The organism is Imperialibacter roseus (genome assembly GCF_032999765.1).
GTDB classification, from domain to species: Bacteria; Bacteroidota; Bacteroidia; order Cytophagales; family Cyclobacteriaceae; genus Imperialibacter; species Imperialibacter roseus.
Genome location: NZ_CP136051.1, coordinates 2,745,568 through 2,766,960, shown reverse-complemented (window position 1 = coordinate 2,766,960; position 21,393 = coordinate 2,745,568). Strand labels below are relative to the sequence as shown.

The 21,393-nt window shown below is 46.9% G+C and carries 15 protein-coding genes; 14 read left to right on the top strand and 1 reads right to left on the bottom strand.

The window, feature by feature from the left end; translation table 11 throughout:
* Positions 1–35 precede the first annotated feature (35 nt).
* From mnmA to RT717_RS11350, 13 genes are all read left to right on the top strand, one after another.
* Positions 36–1,154 carry a tRNA 2-thiouridine(34) synthase MnmA gene (mnmA, locus tag RT717_RS11410; RefSeq protein ID WP_317491865.1) on the top strand — a complete coding sequence of 373 codons (1,119 nt, stop codon included), beginning with the start codon at positions 36–38 and terminating at the stop codon, positions 1,152–1,154.
* The gene (locus RT717_RS11405) at positions 1,138–1,836 is read left to right on the top strand and encodes a hypothetical protein (protein ID WP_317491864.1); all 699 of its coding nucleotides are present in this window, start codon (positions 1,138–1,140) and stop codon (positions 1,834–1,836) included. Before mnmA ends, RT717_RS11405 begins: the two co-directional genes overlap by 17 nt.
* A complete protein-coding gene (locus RT717_RS11400; RefSeq protein ID WP_317491863.1) occupies positions 1,823–3,478 on the top strand; it encodes a S8 family peptidase in 1,656 nt (551 codons plus the stop codon). The genes RT717_RS11405 and RT717_RS11400 overlap by 14 nt, the downstream gene beginning before the upstream one ends.
* A gap of 12 nt (positions 3,479–3,490) precedes the next feature.
* Positions 3,491–4,165 carry a ribulose-phosphate 3-epimerase gene (rpe, locus tag RT717_RS11395; RefSeq protein WP_317491862.1) on the top strand — a complete coding sequence of 225 codons (675 nt, stop codon included), beginning with the start codon at positions 3,491–3,493 and terminating at the stop codon, positions 4,163–4,165.
* Positions 4,165–6,549: a TonB-dependent receptor gene (locus tag RT717_RS11390; RefSeq protein ID WP_317491861.1), complete on the top strand. Its 2,385-nt coding sequence runs from the start codon at positions 4,165–4,167 to the stop codon at positions 6,547–6,549. The genes rpe and RT717_RS11390 overlap by 1 nt, the downstream gene beginning before the upstream one ends.
* A gap of 52 nt (positions 6,550–6,601) precedes the next feature.
* Complete coding sequence (locus tag RT717_RS11385; protein WP_317491860.1) at positions 6,602–7,192, top strand: penicillin-binding protein activator LpoB; 591 nt, start codon at positions 6,602–6,604, stop codon at positions 7,190–7,192.
* 123 nt (positions 7,193–7,315) lie between these two features.
* The gene (locus RT717_RS11380; RefSeq protein ID WP_317491859.1) at positions 7,316–8,725 is read left to right on the top strand and encodes a COG3014 family protein; all 1,410 of its coding nucleotides are present in this window, start codon (positions 7,316–7,318) and stop codon (positions 8,723–8,725) included.
* 131 nt (positions 8,726–8,856) lie between these two features.
* Complete coding sequence (locus RT717_RS11375; RefSeq protein ID WP_317491858.1) at positions 8,857–9,378, top strand: hypothetical protein; 522 nt, start codon at positions 8,857–8,859, stop codon at positions 9,376–9,378.
* Between the two features lie 121 nt (positions 9,379–9,499).
* Entirely contained in the window at positions 9,500–10,114 is a 615-nt protein-coding gene (locus RT717_RS11370; protein WP_317491857.1) for a hypothetical protein, read from the top strand.
* 60 nt (positions 10,115–10,174) lie between these two features.
* Positions 10,175–11,134: an FKBP-type peptidyl-prolyl cis-trans isomerase gene (locus RT717_RS11365; protein WP_317491856.1), complete on the top strand. Its 960-nt coding sequence runs from the start codon at positions 10,175–10,177 to the stop codon at positions 11,132–11,134.
* Between the two features lie 53 nt (positions 11,135–11,187).
* Complete coding sequence (locus RT717_RS11360) at positions 11,188–12,309, top strand: hypothetical protein (protein ID WP_317491855.1); 1,122 nt, start codon at positions 11,188–11,190, stop codon at positions 12,307–12,309.
* Positions 12,310–12,409: 100 nt separating this feature from the next.
* Positions 12,410–14,962 (top strand): DNA gyrase subunit A, encoded by a 2,553-nt coding sequence (gene gyrA / locus RT717_RS11355; protein ID WP_317491854.1) that lies wholly within the window; start codon positions 12,410–12,412, stop codon positions 14,960–14,962.
* 86 nt (positions 14,963–15,048) lie between these two features.
* Positions 15,049–16,236, top strand: a complete 1,188-nt coding sequence (locus RT717_RS11350) for a tetratricopeptide repeat protein (protein ID WP_317491853.1) — start codon at positions 15,049–15,051, stop codon at positions 16,234–16,236.
* Between the two features lie 53 nt (positions 16,237–16,289).
* On the opposite strand, the gene RT717_RS11345 is transcribed toward RT717_RS11350, so the two are convergent.
* Entirely contained in the window at positions 16,290–19,268 is a 2,979-nt protein-coding gene (locus tag RT717_RS11345; RefSeq protein ID WP_317491852.1) for a DNA polymerase III subunit alpha, read from the bottom strand.
* 240 nt (positions 19,269–19,508) lie between these two features.
* Between RT717_RS11345 and RT717_RS11340 the strand changes: the two genes are divergently transcribed.
* Positions 19,509–21,377, top strand: coding sequence for a DEAD/DEAH box helicase (locus tag RT717_RS11340; protein WP_317491851.1), 1,869 nt, complete (start codon positions 19,509–19,511; stop codon positions 21,375–21,377).
* Positions 21,378–21,393: the final 16 nt, after the last annotated feature.

Genomic DNA, 21,393 nt, shown 5'->3' with positions numbered 1-21,393 from the left:
AAGTCAGGCTTTGAACCTGGCGAAAGACACACTTAATGAGTAAACACGGAAGAGTACTGGTGGCCATGAGCGGTGGTATTGACAGCTCCCTGGCAGCCGTGATGCTTCATGAGCAAGGCTATGAAGTCATCGGAATGACAATGAAAACCTGGGACTATGCGTCCGCAGGCAGCTCCAAAAAGGAAACAGGCTGTTGCAGCCTTGATTCTATCAACGACGCAAGGAATATTGCCGTCAATCTGGGTTTTCCCCACTATATCCTGGACATCCGAAGTGAGTTTGGCGACTACGTGATCGACAATTTCACCACCGAATACTTGGCAGGTCGCACACCCAATCCATGTGTGTTGTGCAACACCCATATCAAATGGGAGGCATTGCTGCGACGTGCAGACAAGCTGGACTGCCAGTTTATCGCCACGGGTCATTATGCAAAGGTGAGGCAGGAGAATGATCGCTATATTATTTCCAAAGGAAAGGACGAAAACAAAGACCAGTCATATGCTTTGTGGGGAGTGGGGCAGGAAAGTCTGAGCCGCACAATGTTCCCACTTGGCCACCTGCGCAAGCCTGAAATAAGGGAGATGGCTAGCGAAAGGGGTTTTATAGACCTTGTGAACAAATCTGAGTCATACGAAATCTGCTTTATCCCCGACAATGACTACCGTGGGTTTCTAAAAAGAAGGGTGGAAGGCCTTGAGGAACAAGTCGACGGTGGTGAGTTTGTACTGGAAGACGGCACTGTGCTGGGTAAGCACAAAGGCTATCCTTTCTATACCATCGGTCAGAGGAAAGGCCTGGGCATTACTTTGGGCTATCCGGTTTATGTGACCGAGATTCAAAAGGATAAAAACAGGGTCGTGCTAGGCACCTTTGACGAACTTTCCAGAGATGGCATGTACGTGAAAGGCCTCAACATGATGAAATACACTGACCTTACCGGCCAGCGTTTGGATACCATTACCAAAGTGCGCTACAACGACGACGGTGCGCCTGCCGTCATCGAGCAGGTAGGCGACACCATGAAGGTGTTCTTCGGCAACGGAGTCAATGCAATTGCCCCGGGGCAGGCAGCGGTGTTCTACGAAGGCGACGACGTAATAGGTGGTGGCTGGATCCAGTCAAGTTTCAGACAACATGCCAAGGCTGTTTAATATACCGACACTATGGGTTCTCCTGATCGCTTCAATGGGCTGTCAGGAAGAAACCATTGTGCCCGACACCTCCCGGCTGGGTGCTGACTTTTTCCCAATGGAAAAGGGCCTTTACTGGGAATACGAGGTCGACCTTACTACCTACAACCTGCTCGACTCCATGCCGTCGCATTACTTTCTCAGGGAAGTGGTGGCCGATACCTTCACTGATCTGTCGGGCAGCCTGAGCTACAGGCTGGAGCGGTTTAGCCGGGAATCAGCCGAAGGTGACTGGCAGCTTGACTCCGTTTGGACGGCAAGGCTTTCTACTTCCCAGGCGGTTCGCATTGAAAATAATGTGCCGTTTATCAAGCTTACTTTTCCATTGGCTGAAGGCAAAGAGTGGAACGGTAATGCGCTGAACAACAGGGGGGAAGAAACCTATCAGGTGAGTGGGCTTGGGCTGGCCCTTGAAGTGGGTGATACCACGTTCAAAAACACGCTAACAATCCTTCAGAGAGAAGTGCTTGACACTATCGTTTTCCAGGATGTGCGCAGAGAGTACTTTGCGAAGGAGATTGGATTGGTGAAAAAAGAATTTATTCAGCTAAATTACTGCAGCACAGAGGAGTGCTTTGGTCAGAAGATCATAGATTCTGGCCGAAAATTATACATGGAACTTGTTGCGCATGGTAAAGAGTAGAGGAGCTCTGACTATTTTGATTTTACTACTGTCCGGGCTTTCACTGAAAGCTCAGGTCAACCGGTATATTGTTCAATTTACGGACAAATCAGGTGGAACCTACTCCGTTGACAGGCCCGAAGATTTTCTTTCAGAAAAGGCAATTTTAAGACGGGAGAAAGAGGGAGTTGCAATAGATGAGACTGATTTGCCGGTTAGTCAGACTTACCTCGATCAACTGGCAGCAACCGGCGTTGAAGTGTACCATACCTCCAAATGGATGAACCTGGCCTTGATCCAATGCAACATCAACAAGGTGCTGACTGTCGATGCACTCCCATTTGTTTCACGAGTGGAGCTGGTGGCGCCGGGGGCAAGGCTTACCAAAGGCGAAACAGCCAACGGTCGTTTCAAAAGCAAAAGTGCTACAGGCAGGGTACTCGCCACCACCGATTTTCAAAACAGCCTTCTTTCGATTCAGCACATGCACCGGCAGGGTTTCTATGGTGAGGGCGTGCTGATTGCCATATTCGACGGTGGCTTTGGTGGCGTTGACGCTGTGCCGTTTTTTGAAGAGGTTCGCAGCAGCAACCGGATATTACAGACATACGACTTCGTTACCAACGGGCATCAGGTGTATACCTTCGATGACCACGGCACCAGGGTGTTTTCTACCATTGGAGCTAAAATGATCCAGGTCGAGGGCAAAGACACTACATTGATTTTGGGTACCGCACCTGCAGCGGATTTCGCCCTTTTTGTTACGGAAGACGTGAAAAGCGAATACCGGATCGAGGAATACAACTGGCTTTTTGGCGCTGAAAAGGCCGATAGCCTCGGCGCTGACATCATTCATACCTCGGTTGGCTATAATGTGTTCAGCGATTCGCAAATGAACTACACAAAGGCGCAAATGGACGGCAAAACGGCCATCATTACGCAGGCCGCCAACCTGGCCGCCGATAAGGGCATTTTTGTAGTAGCCAGCGTAGGCAATGAGGGCAGCAACAGCTGGAAAAAGGCCACGGCCCCAGCCGACAGTCCCAAAGTGCTGTCCGTAGGTGCGGTGGATAATAGCGGTAAACTAGCAAACTTCAGCTCGATCGGTCCCACGGCCGATGGGCGCATCAAGCCTGACGTCGTGGCGCTTGGGGTTTTCGCTACTGTGGGGGCCGAGAGTGGCTCACTCATCACTGCTAATGGCACCAGTTATTCGGCGCCTATGGTCGCTGGCTTTGTGGCCGGACTCATTCAGGCGGAACCAGAAAAAACAAGAGAAGAGCTTTTTAACGACATTCTGAACTCAGGCAACAGGTCAACTAAACCTGATACTTTGTTTGGCTATGGCATCCCTGATTTTATCAAAGCAACGGGTGGGAAAATTCTCTCAGTGGATGATGTGATCAATGACAAGGTGAAGGTTTATCCCAATCCGTTTACAGAGAACAGGCTGAGTATAAAAATCAATAATGAACTGGCTGTCAACGGGCTTTCCGTACAGATGTTCGATGCCAATGGGAAGATGATTGCCCAAAAAGAATACAATAGCTACGATATCAACGACGTTGTCATATTTGAATTTTCGGGCACAACTCCCGGAGTTTATTTTTTACGGTTGTCGTCAAGCACATTTGAGAAGCAGGTAAAACTGCTTAGATACTAAGAAAACCTATCCATGAACTTTCCACTTATTGCCCCTTCCATACTTGCCTCCGACTTCGGTAACCTTCAACGAGATGTGGAAATGCTCAATAGCAGCAAGGCCGACTGGCTGCATATTGACATCATGGATGGCACTTTTGTTCCCAATATCTCTTTCGGGTTTCCGGTAACGGCGGCCATCAATAAGCACACGAAAAAACCCCTGGACTTTCATTTAATGATTGAGCAGCCCTCTCGTTATTTCAAACAGTGCGTAGAGACCGGCGCTGAGGTGATTTCCGTGCATCATGAAGCCTGCCCAAACCTTCACAGGGTGCTGCAGGAAATTCGTGAGCTGGGCTGCAAGGCAGGTGTGGCGCTCAACCCGCATACCCCCGTAAATGTGCTGAAAGATATCATGGAGCTGACCGATATTATCTTGCTAATGTCGGTGAACCCCGGCTTTGGAGGACAGAAGTTCATCGAACGAACTTTCCAAAAAGTGAGAGATGCCAAAGAGATGGTTCTCAATGCCGGCACGCATACCATGATCGAGATAGATGGTGGTGTAAACATGAACAATGCCAGGGCGCTTTGTCAGGCAGGAGCAGACATTCTGGTGGCTGGCAACTTCGTTTTCAGTGCATCTGATCCACTGGAAACAATCGCTCGACTCAAAACTGTGAACAGCGAGGAAAAATTCGTTTGATGCGCAGGAGCTTACTTACCATTACTTTTTTAGTTTTTTCTTTTGCCACCTTGGCACAACAAGCCTGCATCCAGGGTATAGTGCTCGACGCCCAGAATGTTCCGTTACAAGGCGCCACCATTTCCGTTCCATCGCTTACCAAAGGTACCAATGCCGATACGGACGGCACTTTTTTATTGTGCCTTGAGCCGGGCAATTATCAACTTGAAATAAGCTTCGTAGGCTATAAGGCAGTTCAAAAACCTGTGTCCCTTGCTGCAGGCGATAGTTTGGTTATTCAGGCCACGTTGAATGAAGACAAAACGCTTCTGGCTCAGGTAACTGTGGTAGGCAAAAGAGAGCTGGGCCCTGCAAGGGCTGGCGAATTTCGTGTGACAAGTAAGGAACTGGCAAATTTCCCTGCGGCCACGGCAGATATTTCCAGGATACTGGCCACACTACCGGGTGTCGTGGCCAGCAATGAGTTGTCTTCAGCTTACTCTGTACGAGGTGGTAACTTCGATGAAAACCTTGTATACGTGAATGATATTCCGGTGTACAGGCCCTTTTTGGTAAGGGCAGGTCAGCAGGAGGGGCTGGGTTTTGTCAACCTCGACATGGTGTCGGGAATTACCTTCTCATCCGGTGGCTGGCAGTCGAAGTACGGAGATAAGCTTTCATCTGTGCTTAATGTAGGCTATAAAAACCCTGTTGAACAGGCTGGATCCGTCAATCTTGGGCTATTAGGTGGCTCAGCCCATGTGGAGGGGGTTAGCAAAAACGACAGGGTAAACTATACAGCGGGGGTTCGTTACAAAAATTCCAGGTATTTGCTCAACACGATTTCAGTGAAGGGCCAATACTTGCCTCGGTTCGCCGACTTCCAGTCTCTTGTTTCTGTTAAGTTAGGTCAGCAGACCGAGGCACACAGACAAAAGATCTCGATTCTTGCCTCCTATGCCCAAAACAGGTACTTCACAAAGCCAGAATCGCAGGAAGTCGAATTCGGTACGTTCGGCAGGTCGTTCCGTATGGTGGCGGCCTTCGATGGCAAAGAGGTGCTTGACTACGACATTTATCAAACCGGTGTGAAATGGACGAACACGTGGGAGGATAAATTCAACCTGGACGTGATTGCTTCAGGTGTTTATACTGCTGAGAGAGAATACTTTGAAGTGGAAGGAGCGTATAGGCTCTGCGATGTGAACAACGACCCCACCAGTGATGAATTCAAGGATTGCGTGGTTGTTCTTGGCGTTGGCAGCAACTATCACTACGGCCGCAATAAGCTCCAGGCAACGCTATTGAATACTGAAAGCCGGTTTTCAGCCCGCTGGAACGATCACCAGCTAACCGAAGCTGGCCTTGGAGCCAGAAAGGAAAGAATAGAAGATGTGCTGAACGAATACATTTTTCAAGACTCTTCCGGTTATGCCAGCACCACCGACAGGATTTGGGCTGAAAACCTTGTGGACGGTTACCATGTGACAGCCTATCTACAGCATACCATCTTTTCCAGGGATTCTATTCATATTCTGAATGCTGGCGTTCGCACGGCCTACTGGACGGTCAATGGCCAACTGCTGGTGAGCCCGAGAATGCAATATGTGTTTACACCCGCCTGGTCACGTAAAACTGCCTTTAAAGTTGCAGGAGGCGTTTATCAGCAGCCGCCTTTTTACCGGGAAATGCGCAACAGGCAGGGCGTCATCAACCGGGACCTGAAAGCCCAGGTGTCGTACCATGCCCTGGCGGGAATGGACTATGCATTTCAAATGAATGGAAGGAACTTTGTTTTCTTTTCAGAGGCCTACGTCAAATACCTGGATCGCCTGGTTCCTTACGACATCGACAATGTGCGTCTCCGTTACTTTGGCGACAACCTGGCCAGGGGGTGGGCTTATGGTGTTGATTTCAGAGTAAACGGCGAGTTTATTCCGGGCACAGAGTCATGGTTTAGCCTCGGTTTGCTTCGAACCATTGAGGACATAGGAGGAGACACTCTCGGCTTTATTCGCAGGCCATCCGATCAAAGGGTCACATTGGGCATCTTCTTTCAGGATTATTTGCCCAACGATCCAAGTGTTAGAATTTATGTCAGTGCGCTCTATGGCAGCGGGTTACCCTTTAGTGCGCCAAATAATCCGACTTATCGCAACTTTTTCAAGGGAGATGAGTATTACAGGGTTGATGTTGGTTTCACAAAGGTGTTTTCGAAAAAGAACGAAGGAAAAATATTTGGAGGTCTGAAGTCGATCTGGCTGACCGCTGAGATCCTTAATTTGCTTGGTGCAGAGAACACCATTTCCTACACCTGGGTCAAAGACGTCTTCAATCAACAATTTGCCGTACCCAATTCATTATCGGCAAGGTTTTTGAATGTGAAGCTTTCAGGTAGATTCTGAGGTATTCTGCCTATTTTTATAAGTGATACAAGACAAAAAAACAATTATGAGAATGCAATCAATAGTTAAAGCTTCTGTTTTTTCTTTGGCCGTTTTATTCATCGCCGCCGGTTGTTCGCAACGCACGGTTACCAGGGTAAGCCCCGATCAGCAAATTGACCTGAGTGGGCGCTGGAACGACACCGACTCCAAGCTCGTGGCAGAGGAGATGATCCGTGATGTGCTCAATCGTCCTTGGAGAGAAGATTTTAGCAGAGCAAAAAATGCCAAACCAGTGGTGATCGTTGGCCTTGTTACCAACAAAAGCCACGAGCATATTGAATCTGAGACTTTTATCATGGACATTGAAAGAGAGTTCATCAACTCAGGCATGGTGAGAGTAGTTCAAAATTCTGTTTTCCGTGAGAAAATGCGTGAAGAAAGGGCTGATCAGCAGGAATTTGCTTCGCCGGAAACCCAAAAGAAATGGGGTGCTGAACTAGGAGCAGACTTTATGCTGTTTGGTACGATCAATTCCATTGTAGACTCTTACAACAAAGAAAAAGTGGTGCTGTACAAAGTTGACCTTGAGCTTGCTAACCTTCAAACCAATGAGAAGGTCTGGATAGGAGACAAGGAGATCAAGAAGTTCATAAGGAACTAATCTGACGCTATTCAAGTACCAAAATAGAATAAGGTAACGAGCATCCGGTAACTGGCGATCAAATCTCTACACTACCGGTTGCTTGCTGCTCAGTCTCAAAAAAGCTCTTCAAAAACAATATCTGTGCGCTTTTCGATTAAAATCTTATTGCTTAGCGGCCTGCTGCTGGCTTCCTGTGCAACCTATTACCAAATGAACTATGAGTTCAACCAGAGTTTCGAGTCTGGCGACCTGGAGCAGGCGGCAAGGGTGTTGGAAAAGAACAAAAAGGCCGCCGAAGGAAAGGCCAGGTTCCTGTATTTTTTGAACCAGGGCATCGTACAGTCGCTGCTCGGCAATTATGAAATCAGCAACGAAGCCTTTGAGCAAGCCTATATATTTGGTGAAGACTATCGGGTAAACTACCTCAATGAAGCCGCCTCGCTGCTGACCAACCCGACAATGACAGAGTACAAAGGGGAAGATCATGAACATTTGCTGCTGCTGTACTACAAGGCCATCAACTATTTGAAGCTAGGGGACTACGAGTCGGCATTGGTGGAGTGCCGCAGGTTAAATATCCGGCTGGGGACTCTTTCAGACAAGTATAAGAACCCCGATAAATACCAGAAAGATGCGTTTGTAAACAATCTGATGGGCATTATCTATGAGGCGTCGGGCGATGTTAACAACGCTTTCGTGGCTTATAGAAACGCCTATGAAACTTACGAAGGCGACTACAAGAAATTGTTTGGCATGAGCGCCCCCGATCAACTGAAGGAGGACCTGCTCAGAACGGCTTACCTTAATGGTTTTAGTGATGAGGTGCGCCGCTACGAGGAAGCTTTTGGAAGGAAGTTTACGCCATCGCCAAAGAATGGGGGAGAACTTGTTTTCTTTTGGAACAACGGACTGGGGCCGGTGAAGGCAGAATGGTCGATCAACTTTTCCGTTATTCATGGACAGGGTGGTTTGGTTACATTTGCTAACAGCGACTACGGTTTTAACTTCCCTTTTTTCCTGGATAGCAATGAAGACGATAAGAAGCAGGGCCTCGCAGCACTCGAATTCTTCAGGGTTGCTTTTCCCAAATACGTGGAACGCCCGGTGCTATTCAACAGTGCCACGTTGTCAGCCAATGGAAAAAAGTATGACCTGGAAGCCGCCGAGGACGTTAATGCAATTGCGTTTAAATGCTTGCAGGAACGCATGCTGGCCGAGTTTGGCAAGTCGCTTTTGCGGGTAGCATTAAAAAAGGCTGCGGAATATCAGGTGAGAGGCGAGAACCAGGACCTTGGTGCTGCCATAGGGCTTTTTAATGCACTGACTGAAAAGGCCGATACTAGGAACTGGCAAACGATTCCACATACCATCTATTATTCGAGAGTGCCTTTGCCGGAAGGAGAGCAAAAAGTGCAACTGAACCTGGCTTCTGCAACAGGCAGGAAGCAGCAGCAGGAGTTTACTTTCGACATCCGCAAAGGGAAGACCGTCTTTCATGTTTTTCAATCGTTGGAAGACATGCCTACCGCCAATCCTTACCGCACCTGGTAGTTTAGCGCCATCTATTCACCATTCATAGCCCTATAAGGGTATAAATACCTTTAGGAGTTGGTATTTAAGTAAGATTTTCCTTTTTTGGAGGTTGGAGAAAATTATAGTTTTAACAAAAACCAATAAATACAATGTTCAAAGCGATGACGAAGAAAGCGAAGTTTATATTGATGTTAGCTTTTTTAGCTAGCCTTTCCCTTCAAAGCTCTTTTGCACAAGACGCAGAGGCTGTAACAGATGAAGAGCTTACGCAGTATGCCACTGTGATGAATAAAATTGATTCAATGAAGGAAGACCTGCAGGTTCGATACAATGAGGTTATTAAGACTAATGAGTTGATGGATGAGGGGCGAAGGTTTCTCGAGTTGAAAAATGCCTGGGGCAACGATGCAAAGTTAGCGGAAATCAGTGCCACGGATGAAGAGAAGGCGGCATATCAATCAATTCTTGATCAATATGATGCCATGGTGGCGGAGTTTAAGGAAGTATATCCGAACCTGATAAAAGATGATTTAGGTGCTGCGTTGTATAACAAGGTCAGGAACGCAATGAAAAGCGATGCTGAGCTTAAGACAAAATACGACGAGCTACTCGCCAGCATGCAAAGTACTGACGAAGGCGATAGCGAAACCGACGACGGCGGAAGTAACTAACCAAACATAAGGAATCTAAGGGCTGTTATCAGCCCTTTTTTTATGCTTACTAAAAATCAACTGGTAAATTATAATTAGTAAGTGCTATATTTAAAGGATCACTTAATATCCGCCTAACCTCATGTTGACAGAATTCGAAATTGAAACAATGATGGAGATTCCTGCCATCCTTGAAGCCACCCAAAAGCTAAAAAAGGACTTTATAAGAACCGATGCGCCTTACCTTGAGATCGGTGATCATGACTTCTTCGGGCTTATCATGCTGGCCCCGACGGTGGGGGTGGCCCTGGCCAATGGGAGCGTGAGTCTTTTTGAAGAGCTGGCGTTGAATAAAAAGGCCAGGAAAGCGTCAAAAGGCGGCTATTTTCTCAAAAAGGATCCCACTGTGTATGCCATGAAATTTTTGCTCGACAACTACACTAAGTGGGAGGAGAAATTTTTTGATGTGCTCAAAATTGCGATGAGTAGCTCTTTCGATATCGACAAGCTAAAGACAAAAGAGGCTGCTGTTGTTGACAATAATTACGACGAATACAAAAGGACTGTGCTGAACACGCCGTATATACTCATTCGGTTTATCTCCTCTTTTTTCCTTCAGGACGACGAGCACATTATTCAGAGACGGTCTATGAATAAAACCGATTACGAGCGACTTCTGGATATTGGTCAGAAGCTTGACTTGCACAGGATTCCTGTTTTTCAGCAGTTTTGTCAGACATTCAAGGTAAAGGGTTAACGGTCTGTGAATTGTTGGTACTATTTCTGATAGTGATTCGTTAGTGTAAGAAAGATTTCCATGAATAAACTTTGTGTGTTGGCGGCAGGAGTGTGGCTGTTAACGGGACTAACAGGCTGCAAGGACAAGGATGAGCCGCTACCACTTCCTGAAGAGCAGGATTTGGCCATTCAGAACTATTTAGCGGAAAATGAGATAGACAGCGCCACAAAGTCGGATCAGGATTTCTATTATTTTCCTGTGGTAGAAGGAAACTCACTTCCCAATTCCTCTAATATTATTTCGTTTTACTACACAGTAAAAAACATAGACGGTGTTGTTGTGGCCTCCCACACGGCCGGTAATGGCGAGCCCATTAAGGCTCAGAGAAACACCAAAACAATTTATCCGCCTGGTCTGGACGAAGCACTGCAGATACTTGCCACTGGTGATAGCTACGTTTTTATATTTCCTTCTCATAAAGCTTACGGAACCCTGGAGGTATCCGGCGAACTGCCTGCTAATTCTATTGCCATTATTGAAATAGAAGTAGTGGCTGAGGAAAGCATCAATCAGATCAGACAAAAAGAGCTGCAGTTGATTAACAACTACATCAGCGATTTTGAAATCAGTAATAATCCTGATACGGTTATCAATCTTATTTCCGGGCTTTCTATCATCAAGACAAAAAGAGATAAACAAGCTGTCGAGGTGCCCTCGAGTGGCACTATAGCAATAAATTGGACCGGTAAATTCTTTAGCGGTGACTCTTTCGGCAGCGAATCCGGTTTTGAAGTGAATATGGGGGCCGATGAAGTCATTACAGGTTTGGAAGCAGGGCTGAACAATATGCGGCTTGGCGAGGAAGCACAGTTGCTCATTCCGTCTGAAATGGCTTATGGAGCGAGTGTGCAGACCGTGCCGCACAGCGCTGGTTTTCAGGACGTACTGATCGAAAAGCAGATTATTCCTGACTACGGGGCAGTTATCCCACCCTACAGGCCATTAATCTTTGAGGTAACTGTAGTTGAATATCAATAGTTGGGGCTTTTTCCTAAAAATTGATTAATTTCAAGGCTGGAAAATTAAACAGGTTGAAGTTATTTAAGCTTATTTTTATTCTTTTTGGTGTATGGATACTTTGCGCCGAGACTGCGCTTGGGCAAAAACCTGGATTTGTACCTCCACCACGCCGAAAATCGAGCGACCTTTACAGAAACCCTGTGAGGGTGATGCTCAATCAGTTTTCCATCACAGGAACGACTGGTTATGGCCTGGTCATGTACAGCCATGAGCTCAATAATGTTTATTTCTACCAGTCACAAAGTAATCAAATCATCGTTCCTATTGTTGAGGGGGAGCCAGCCCCAACCGGAGTAATAGCTGGCAACAGCAACTGGTTCAACAGAAGCACCTACGGAGACACGCTCGACCTCACCAATTATTTTGAAGTGCCATACAGGCCTTTGGACGAACCTGTGTTTAACCCGGAGTTAAGGAGAGAATTCAGTATGGCCACCGACACCATGCCGCTTAAGTTTAGGTCATTGTCGCATAGTATCCCTATAGGGGTGGTTGTACATTTCAACTATCTGAATTTTAGAGCAGGGGCGGGGGCAACATTTGAAAGGCAATATTTCACCTCTTTTAAGCCGACTACTTTCAAGGAAACGATCCGGCCTTTTGAACCGGAGGTGTCTCCGGTGTTCTTTCAAAGGTATTTTGCAACGGTTGGCTATAAATTTTATGACTTCTGGAGCTATTCTTTTGCCGGTGAAGCGCAAATAGGCGTTTTGCGTGGTGGAGGAAAAATAAAAGGAGAGCAGCCCATTTATGACTATGCTGTGATACAACGAGGGGCCTTCTTTAATTTGGGGATTTCAATTGAAAAGAACCTTTCTGAGTATTTCAGGGTCATTGTGAAGCCTTCTTTCGACTACCACACATTCAACACCAACCTGACAGAAGCCGGTATTGCTATTCCACACAAGCAACAAACCTTCTTTATCCAAGCTGGTGTTTCTATCAATATTCCGGATATCCGCCGTTGCCCATTGCCCTCCTGCGCCATACAGTTGAAGCATGCGCACAATGGCAACAATGAAATTGTAAGGGGCCAACCCATCACAAAACATCAGAACCCGAAAATGGGTCAAAACCATAGGAAACTCTTCCGCTACAAGTGGAAAAACCGCAATAAAATTGAGCCCTATTAGGTCGTGAAATTGATCACTTATCCATTGCATTTTTTTTAGTCGTCAACAATAATTTTAACTAACTTGCGCTCTGTTTTTTTGGAGCGTTTGAACATAATTTATGGCAGAAGAAGACAAGTCAAATATCATCCCAATTAATATTGAAGATGAAATGCGGGGTGCCTACATCGACTACTCCATGTCGGTGATTATTTCCAGGGCACTTCCCGACGTTAGGGATGGTCTGAAACCGGTTCACAGAAGGGTGCTTTTCGGCATGCTTGATCTCGGTGTGAACTATAACAAGGCATATAAGAAGTCGGCGAGAATAGTAGGTGAGGTACTGGGTAAGTACCACCCTCATGGTGACTCCTCGGTGTACGATACCATGGTACGTATGGCTCAGGATTGGTCATTGCGTTATCCGCTGGTCGATGGTCAGGGCAACTTTGGTAGTGTCGATGGTGATTCACCGGCAGCCATGCGTTACACGGAAGCACGACTGAAAAGAATTGCAGAAGAGCTGCTTGCCGATATCAACAAGAATACGGTCGATTTTCAGCCCAATTTTGACGACTCACTGGAAGAGCCTACTGTGCTCCCTGGCAAGTTCCCTAACCTGCTGGTGAATGGAAGTAGTGGTATTGCCGTAGGTATGGCTACAAATATGGCCCCTCACAACCTGAGTGAGGTGGTAGACGGCACGATTGCCTATATCGACAACAAAGAAATTACCGTTGAGGAGCTGATTAAATATGTAAAGGCGCCAGATTTCCCAACCGGGGGCATCATATATGGCTACTCTGGCGTAAGGGCTGCGCTAGAAACAGGCCGGGGCAGAGTGGTGATGCGTGCCAAAGCTGAAATCGAAGCAATGCCGTCGGGCAGGGAGCAGATCATCGTTACGGAAATTCCTTATCAGGTCAACAAGGCCTCGATGATTGAAAAGACTGCCGCACTGGTAAACGAAAAGAAGATAGAAGGCATATCTGACATCCGTGACGAATCGGACAGGGACGGCTTCAGGATCGTTTATGAATTAAAGAGAGATGCGGTGGCCAATATCGTACTCAACAAACTGTATAAATATACGCAGCTTCAAACCTCATTTGGCGTAAACAATGTGGCCCTTGTTAAAGGACGTCCGCAAACGCTCAACCTGAAGGACCTGATTCAGTATTTTGTAGAGCACAGACATGAGGTGGTGATCCGCAGGACCCAGTTTGAGCTGGATGAAGCCGAAAAGCGTGCCCATATCTTGCTGGGCTACCTGATCGCTTTAGATAACCTCGACGAAGTGATCAACCTGATTCGTTCATCAAGGGATCCTGATACAGCGAAAACGGGATTGATGGAGAAGTTTGGCCTGAGCGAGATACAAGCCAAGGCCATTCTGGAAATGAGACTTCAGCGCCTTACCGGCATGGAGCGTGAGAAAATCCAGAAAGAGTATGATGAAGTAATGGCGCTGATCGACAGGTTGAAGGAAATCCTGGAGAAAGAAGAGCTTCGTATGGGCATTATCAAAGACGAACTTCTTGAAATGAAGGACAGATATGGTGATGAGCGTCGCACGGCCATTGAAATGGTTGGTGATGAGTTCACCATGGAGGATATGATTGCCGACGATGAAATGGTCATTACTATTTCACATCAGGGCTATATCAAGCGCACACCACTGGTTGAGTACCGAACGCAGGGCAGGGGTGGAGTTGGCTCAAGAGGTGTGACCATGAAGGACGATGATTTTCCTGAGCACCTTTTTGTAGCTACTGCCCACAACTACCTGCTGATTTTTACAGCGCTGGGACGTGTATTTTGGCTGAAAGTGTATGAAATTCCTGAAGGTGGTAAGGTAACCAAAGGAAGGGCGATACAGAACCTTATCAATATTGAGCCGAGTGATTCCGTCAGAACCGTTATTAATGTGAAGAACCTTTCTGATGCGGACTACATCAACAATAACTACATCATGATGTGTACCAAATTGGGTACCATCAAGAAAACTTCGCTTGAGGCTTATTCAAGGCCTAGAACGAACGGTATCAACGCCATTAATGTGGTGGAGGGAGACCAGTTACTTAGTGTGAGCCTTACTAACGGCGATAACCACATAGTGATTGCCAAGAGCAAAGGAAAGGCCATTCATTTCCACGAATCCGATGTGAGACCGATGGGACGGAATGCGACTGGAGTGAAAGGCGTTACCAGAGAAGGAGCCGACGATATTGTAGTTGGCATGGTTGCTGTATCAAGGGAGGATACGAATATTCTGGTTGTGTCTGAGAAAGGCTATGGAAAGCGTTCTTCGATAGAAGACTACCGTATTACGAAGCGTGGCGGAAAAGGTGTTAAAACGATCAACATCACAGAAAAGACTGGTTCACTTGTTGCCATCAAGGAGGTGGTAGATACCGACGACCTGATGATTGTGAATCGCTCAGGCATCACCATCAGGATTTCGGTAGAGGTGCTGAGAGTAATGGGCCGGAATACGCAGGGAGTGAGGCTTATTAAACTTAACGACACGGATGCGATTGCTTCGGTAGAGAAAATAGAGGCAATTGAGGAAGACGAAATAACGGAAGAAGGAGGTGAGGTTGACAGCGAAAATACGAGTCCTGAAGCGTCCGATGCTGAAAACGCTAATAACGACGAGCCACAAGACGAATAATTCTAAATGATTTGTAAATTTGTTCAATCGAACCAACCAAAGGAAATAAACTAAAACTGCAAAAGAAGATTATCACTATGAAAAACATGCTGTTACTTCTCGCTGGTGTGCTTTTGTTCACGGCGAGTTATGCTCAGAAAGGCAATGTGGTGAAGGCTGAAAGCCTCCTTAATAAAGGAGATGTGGCCGGCGCAAAAGCCGAGATAGATGTTGCTGTTACTATTGAAAAGAACGCCAGTAAGAGTAAGACCTTTCTTACAAAAGGAAAAATTTATAAGGCCATAGCTACGAGTGAAGACCCAGCCGTTAGTGGCCTTATGGACACAAACAAGGCTATTGCTGAGGCTTCTGAAGCGCTCAAAAAGGCGATGACTATGGAGTCTGAAGGTTCGGTAAACTACAACTTTGCTGAATACGAAGTGGAAGACTTTTGGAGCAAGTTCCTGAACACAGGTGGAGAAGTTTATGGGGAAGAGGACTACAATGGTGCCTATGAGAACTTCTACAAGGCCTCTCTTATCAAGCCAACCGACTCATTGACGTTGTTTTACGCAGGTGTTGCGGCGCAGCAGGCTGAGATGACAGATGAAGCGATGAAGATGTACTACAAACTGATCGATCAGGATGATGCCAACGAAGACATCTACTCCACAATGGTTTATCTCGAGAGAAGTGAAAAGAAAAACGATGCCAAGGCACTTGCTTTGTTGGAAAAGGCGAAAGTAGCTTTCCCTGACAATGCAGACTTTATGCGTGAGGAAATCAATATTCTGATTGCTATGAAAAAAGGCCCTGAGGCCATCGAGAAGTTGAAAGGCGCTATTGAAAAGGAGCCGGACAATGCTTCGCTTTACCTTAACCTGGCTGTTCTTTATGACAATTTGAGTGTCCAGACTGAAGCTGACGGTAACGCTGCTGAAACGCAGGATCTTATTGCTAAAGCTCAGACAAATTATGAAAAAGCGTTGGCTATTGAGCCAGGAAACTACGTTGGGAACTTTAACCTTGGTGTAATCTGGGTGAACAGAGCCAAAGTATATTACGACAAGGCGAGAGCCATGGATTTGAAAACCTATCAGAAAGAAGGCGGTAAGCTGGTGGAAGAAGGTGACAAAGTGTTAACTAAGTCGTTGCCTTATCTTGAAGCCGCCCATGTTGCTGAACCAGAAGATTGTTCTGTAATGGGGCCTTTGATGTCGGTGTACACTCAATTGAAGAAGAATGCGAAGGCAGAAGAAATTGCTGATGCGCAAGACGCTGCTGGCTGTAATTAATAATATTTGACTTCGGTCGAAGAGCCCTGCTGGAAATACCGGTGGGGCTTTTTTTATGCGTTTTGCATTTTGATGCTGGAAAGCAAAGCTTCCTTTTCCATTTCACTCACTTCCAGACTATAGAAGCCAAATTCGTCCACCACTTTTCCTGTTAGCCTGTAGAACCCTTTGCCACGAAAAGGATGTTTCCTGGCAACTTGTGGGAAGTGCGTAGTATCAATGAAATTGCCCTCCTGGTCAATGAATGTGCCAAAGTGCATGGCATCGCCCTTGAGCGTGCTGGTGTTTTTTGTGGCAATGAGGTAACCCAGCATTGTGACAGTTTTTCCAAGATAGGCTGGAAACTGCGATGCCATTACGGGCTCAAACGGAATGTCTCGCAATAACAAGAACGGATCACAAAGTGGATAACCAAGTAAATCCAGCTCATCAAAGGCATTGTCCAAGGGATCAACTGTTAATGCAGGCAGCTCAAAGTCCTTGATGGAGGGAAGTCCGAACAACTGCTGTTCTTGCATCTTACTTTTGGCACCACCCATTTTGCCAAACATATAATGCGACTCCCATAGCAGCCGCTGTTTGGTTTTTCCTGTATAACGGAGCGCACCTACTCTTAGCAAAAGTGTCAATTGGTCGAGTGAAATGCCTGTTCTGCTGACAAGATCTTCCAGGCTCAGGAAGAGTCCTTTTTTGTGCCGACTTCCCAGCACCCTTTCGATGGTGGTCGCTTCCAGGTCTTTCACTGACCCAAGCCCAATCGTGATGGTCTTTCCATCAATTGTGGTTTGGTTCTCGCTTTTATTGACACAAGGGGCCTCAATAATAGCTCCATGCATTTTGGCTTCGTGGGCATAGAGCTCAGGCTTGTAGAATCCACCACCATTATTGAGCGTGGCCACCATATACTCAAGAGGGTAGTAAGCCTTCAGAAATAGGCTTTGATAGCTCTCCACGGCATAGGAGGCTGAATGCCCTTTGGAGAATGCATAGCCTGCAAAGCTTTCGATCTGATGCCACACTTCCTCAGTCAGTTTCTTATCGTAGCCTTTTTCACAACAATTGTTGAAGAATCGTTCTCTCACTTCCTGAAACTCCTCTCTGGACCTGAACTTGCCTGACATTCCTCTGCGCAGAACGTCTGCTTCGGCCAGGGACAGCCCTGCGAACATATGTGCCACTTTTATCACGTCTTCCTGATAGACCATAATGCCATAGGTTTCTGGCATGATATCCATCATCACCCGGTGGGCATCTTTTCTTCGCTCAGGAAAACGGAAGCGGAGAATATACTCTCTCATCATGCCCGACCTTGCCACGCCAGGCCTTATGATGGAACTGGCGGCCACCAGGCCGAGGTAGTCGTCTACCTTCAGTTTTTTGAGCAGCATACGCATGGCAGGCGACTCGACATAAAAACAGCCGATCGCTTTACCCTCTCTGAGAAGCTCCTTCACCCTTTCATCCTTTTTGAATCTTTTGATATCGTGGATGTCGATTTTTGGATCAGCCGGATTGTTGTTGCTGATGATGTCAATCGCTTCTTTTATTTTCCCAAGACCACGCTGGCTCAGAATGTCGAACTTGTACAGACCAACGTCTTCGGCAAGCACCATGTCGAACATGGTGGTGGGAAATCCTTTAGGTGGCAGGTGAGTGGCGGTGAAATAAGTCATCGGTTTTTCACCGATCAGAATGCCTCCTGCGTGGATACTCAGGTGGCTGGGAAAGTCGTGGATAAGCTGACTATAGCTCATGATCTTCTGCACCAATTGATCGGGCACCTTCCCGCTTTTTGTGCTGGTATTCATCTCTTCGATTTCGATAGAAGGAAGTCCAAAAACTTTTCCTAACTCCCTCGCCACCGATTTGTACTGGAATGTGCTGTAGGTAGCCAGCAACGCAGCGTTTGGGAAGCGGTTGAAAATATATTGAGTAATATCCTCTCTGTCTCTCCACGAAAAGTCGATATCGAAATCGGGAGGATTTGTTCTGTAAAGGTTAATGAAGCGCTCGAAATAGAGATCAAGCTCAATCGGATCCACATCGGTTATGTGCAGCAGGTAGGCCACAATGCTGTTGGCACCGCTGCCCCGCCCGACGTAGAAGTAGTCTTTGCTGCGGGCGTACCGGAGAATGTCCCAGTTGATAAGAAAGTAGGCTACAAATCCTTTTGCACGGATAGTTTCCAGCTCTTTGTTGATCCGCTCCTGAATTTGTCGGGTGGGTTTTCCGTAGCGATAAGAGACGCCATCCTGACAAAGTTTGGAAATGAGCTGGAAGTCGTTTGTCTCCGAACCAGTATAGGTTTTTAGGTTTTGGTGGGGCCGGTCGTCGCTGAAATCAAAAAATATCCCGGATTCACCGGCTATTCGCTCAGCATTGAGCAGTAATTGTGGGGTTTCTTTGTAGATGGTTGCCAGCTCTGCGGGCGAGTAAAAGTGGTCGACATCGCCAGCCAGCTGCCAGGGTTCGAGCTTGGTCAGCAGAGCATTTTCAGCAATAGCCCTTAACAGCCGGTGTGTGTTGTAGTCTCTTTTGTGCCTGAATGTGGAAGTTACCAATGCAACAAGCTTATTCTTTGGGAGAGACTCTTTCTGCAAGTGCAGATAGGTAATTTCATGCGGTTTGATGCCAACCCATTCGTGGGGAAGCAAGTTGTGAAGGCTTTTTCTATAAATCTCCCACGGATAGATGACGGTGACATTTTGCCACTTTTGAGGCGCACCCGACGGAATGGGCGGTGAGCCTTCTCTGAGGTGCTTTGAAAGGTGTTCGTTTATTTCCTGAAAGCCCTCATTGTTCCTGGCTATAGCGATGTAGAGCTGCTGAAGGTGATTCCGGAAATCAACCCCCAGAATGGGCCTGATGCCATATTTGGAAGCCTCTCTTACAAACTCAAGACAACCGGCGGTTGAATTAATGTCGGTCAGGCACAGTGTGAACACACCCTTCGTTCTGGCTTCCTCAAGGAGCTCGTTGGGGCTCATAGTGCCGTATTTGAAGCTGTAATAAGAGTGGGTGTTGAGGTACAAGATGGCAGGTTTTATGTTTACCCCGCTAAAATACTAAATAAATTAGCTTGATCACTCTTGTAAATACTATATAATTTAGTTTTTCTAACGACGATAACTCGCAAGTTGTTGAAGGTTGGCTATTTCCTTTCACTCGATTATCGTGCAGGTCTCAGAATATTATTTGTTATGGGCATTCGCCAATAGCACAACTCCAAATAATTTGCTGTACCTTTGCAGCTTAATCTATATTAAGTTTTAATGAGTATATTTTCTGAGCTTGGGTTATCAGAGCCCTTGCTAAGGGTTCTTCCCGAATTGGGGTTTGAATCTCCTTCTCCCATCCAACAGCAGTCCATTCCGTTATTAATAAGTGAGCCCATCGATTTTATTGGCCTTGCTCAAACGGGAACAGGAAAAACTGCGGCCTTTGGTTTGCCGCTGCTGGACCATGTGGATAGTAGTGATCTTACCACACAGGCGCTGATTATAGCGCCAACACGTGAGTTGTGCCAGCAGATTGCGGCGCAGCTTGTAGCATTTGCCAAGTATTATCCCAATTTACGTATTCAGACAGTTTATGGTGGAGCGCCAATAGGCCCTCAGATAAAAGCCATAAAAGCCGGAGTGCAGATCATTGTGGCAACTCCCGGCAGACTCATAGACCTGATTGACAGAAAGGTCGTGAAAATTGAGACCATTGACATTGTCGTTCTCGATGAAGCGGACGAAATGCTCAACATGGGCTTCAAAGAAGACATTGACGCCATTTTGTCCCACACACCGGAGGAGAAAGCCACTTGGCTTTTTTCGGCTACCATGCCTCGTGAAATCAGATCATTGATCAAGAAGTTCATGAAGGATCCTGTGGAGGTTTCGGTGCAGTCGGGTAATGTGGTGAATACCAATATTGAACATCAGTATGCCGTTATCAGGGCGTCCGACAAAATAGAGGTGCTTCGGAGATTTATCGACTTCCAGCCTGACATGCTGGGTATTGTGTTTTGCCGAACCAAGATAGATACCCAAAACCTGGCTGTAGAGCTTACACAAAGTGGCTATCATGCTGAAGCTTTGCATGGAGACCTTTCGCAACAGCAGCGTGACCAGGTGATGAAGAAATTCAAAGCCCATGCCGTTCGCCTGCTGATTGCTACCGACGTGGCTGCCAGGGGCATTGATGTGAACGACCTGAGTCACGTGATTCACTTCTCTTTACCAGATGATTCGGAATATTACACGCACCGAAGCGGCAGAACAGCAAGGGCGGGTAAAACAGGTATTTCTCTGGCACTGATTACGCACCATGACATCCGTAAAATCCGCTTCATTGAAAAGAAGCTGGGCATTGGGATGAAGAAAGTGCAGGTGCCGGCAGTTAGTCAGATATTGAACAGTCGGCTTGAGCACTGGGCTGACAAAGTGATGGAAACTGAGGTAAACGAAAGCCTCGACATCAAAATTCACGAGAAGGTGGTAGCCATGTTTGCTGAGATGAACCAGGAAACCTTGCTTGCCAAGCTTTTGTCGAGACAAATGGAGCTTATAGGCTACAAAGAAGTGTCGGACAAGAACCTGAACGATGACCGTACCGGAGACCGGGGCAATGACCGGGGCATGGAACGCAGAGGTGACCGCCGTGAAAGGGATGGCAGAAGGGATCGCAACGATTTCGGCAGCGAAAGAAGAAGTGACCGCAGAGACGATCGTCCCGACAGGCGAAGTGATCGCCCTGATCGTGGCTTTGACAAACCAGCTAGAGCTGAAAGGCCTTCGAGACCCGAAAGAAGTGATAGACCTGTGAGGTCTGAGAGCAACGACCGGCCAGTGAGGTCTGAGAGGCGTGAAAGAACAAACAGTGAAACTGGTTCCGGGCCAGCAGGCAAGGGCATGGATCGCTTTTTTATCAACATCGGTAGTATGGACCAAGTGAATAAGGGCGAATTGCTCAAATTCATTTGTGATCAGACGAAGCTGAGAAAAGACGATATAGGACAGATTCAGCTCAACAAGAGCCATTCGTTTTTTGAGGTGGACGCAAAGAGCGCCGGTAAAGTGGCAAGCAGCTTCAAAGGGCTGGTGATTGACGGCCGGGAGCTGAGAGTGAACAAAGACGAACCGAAAGGATAAAGCATAAAAAAGCCTG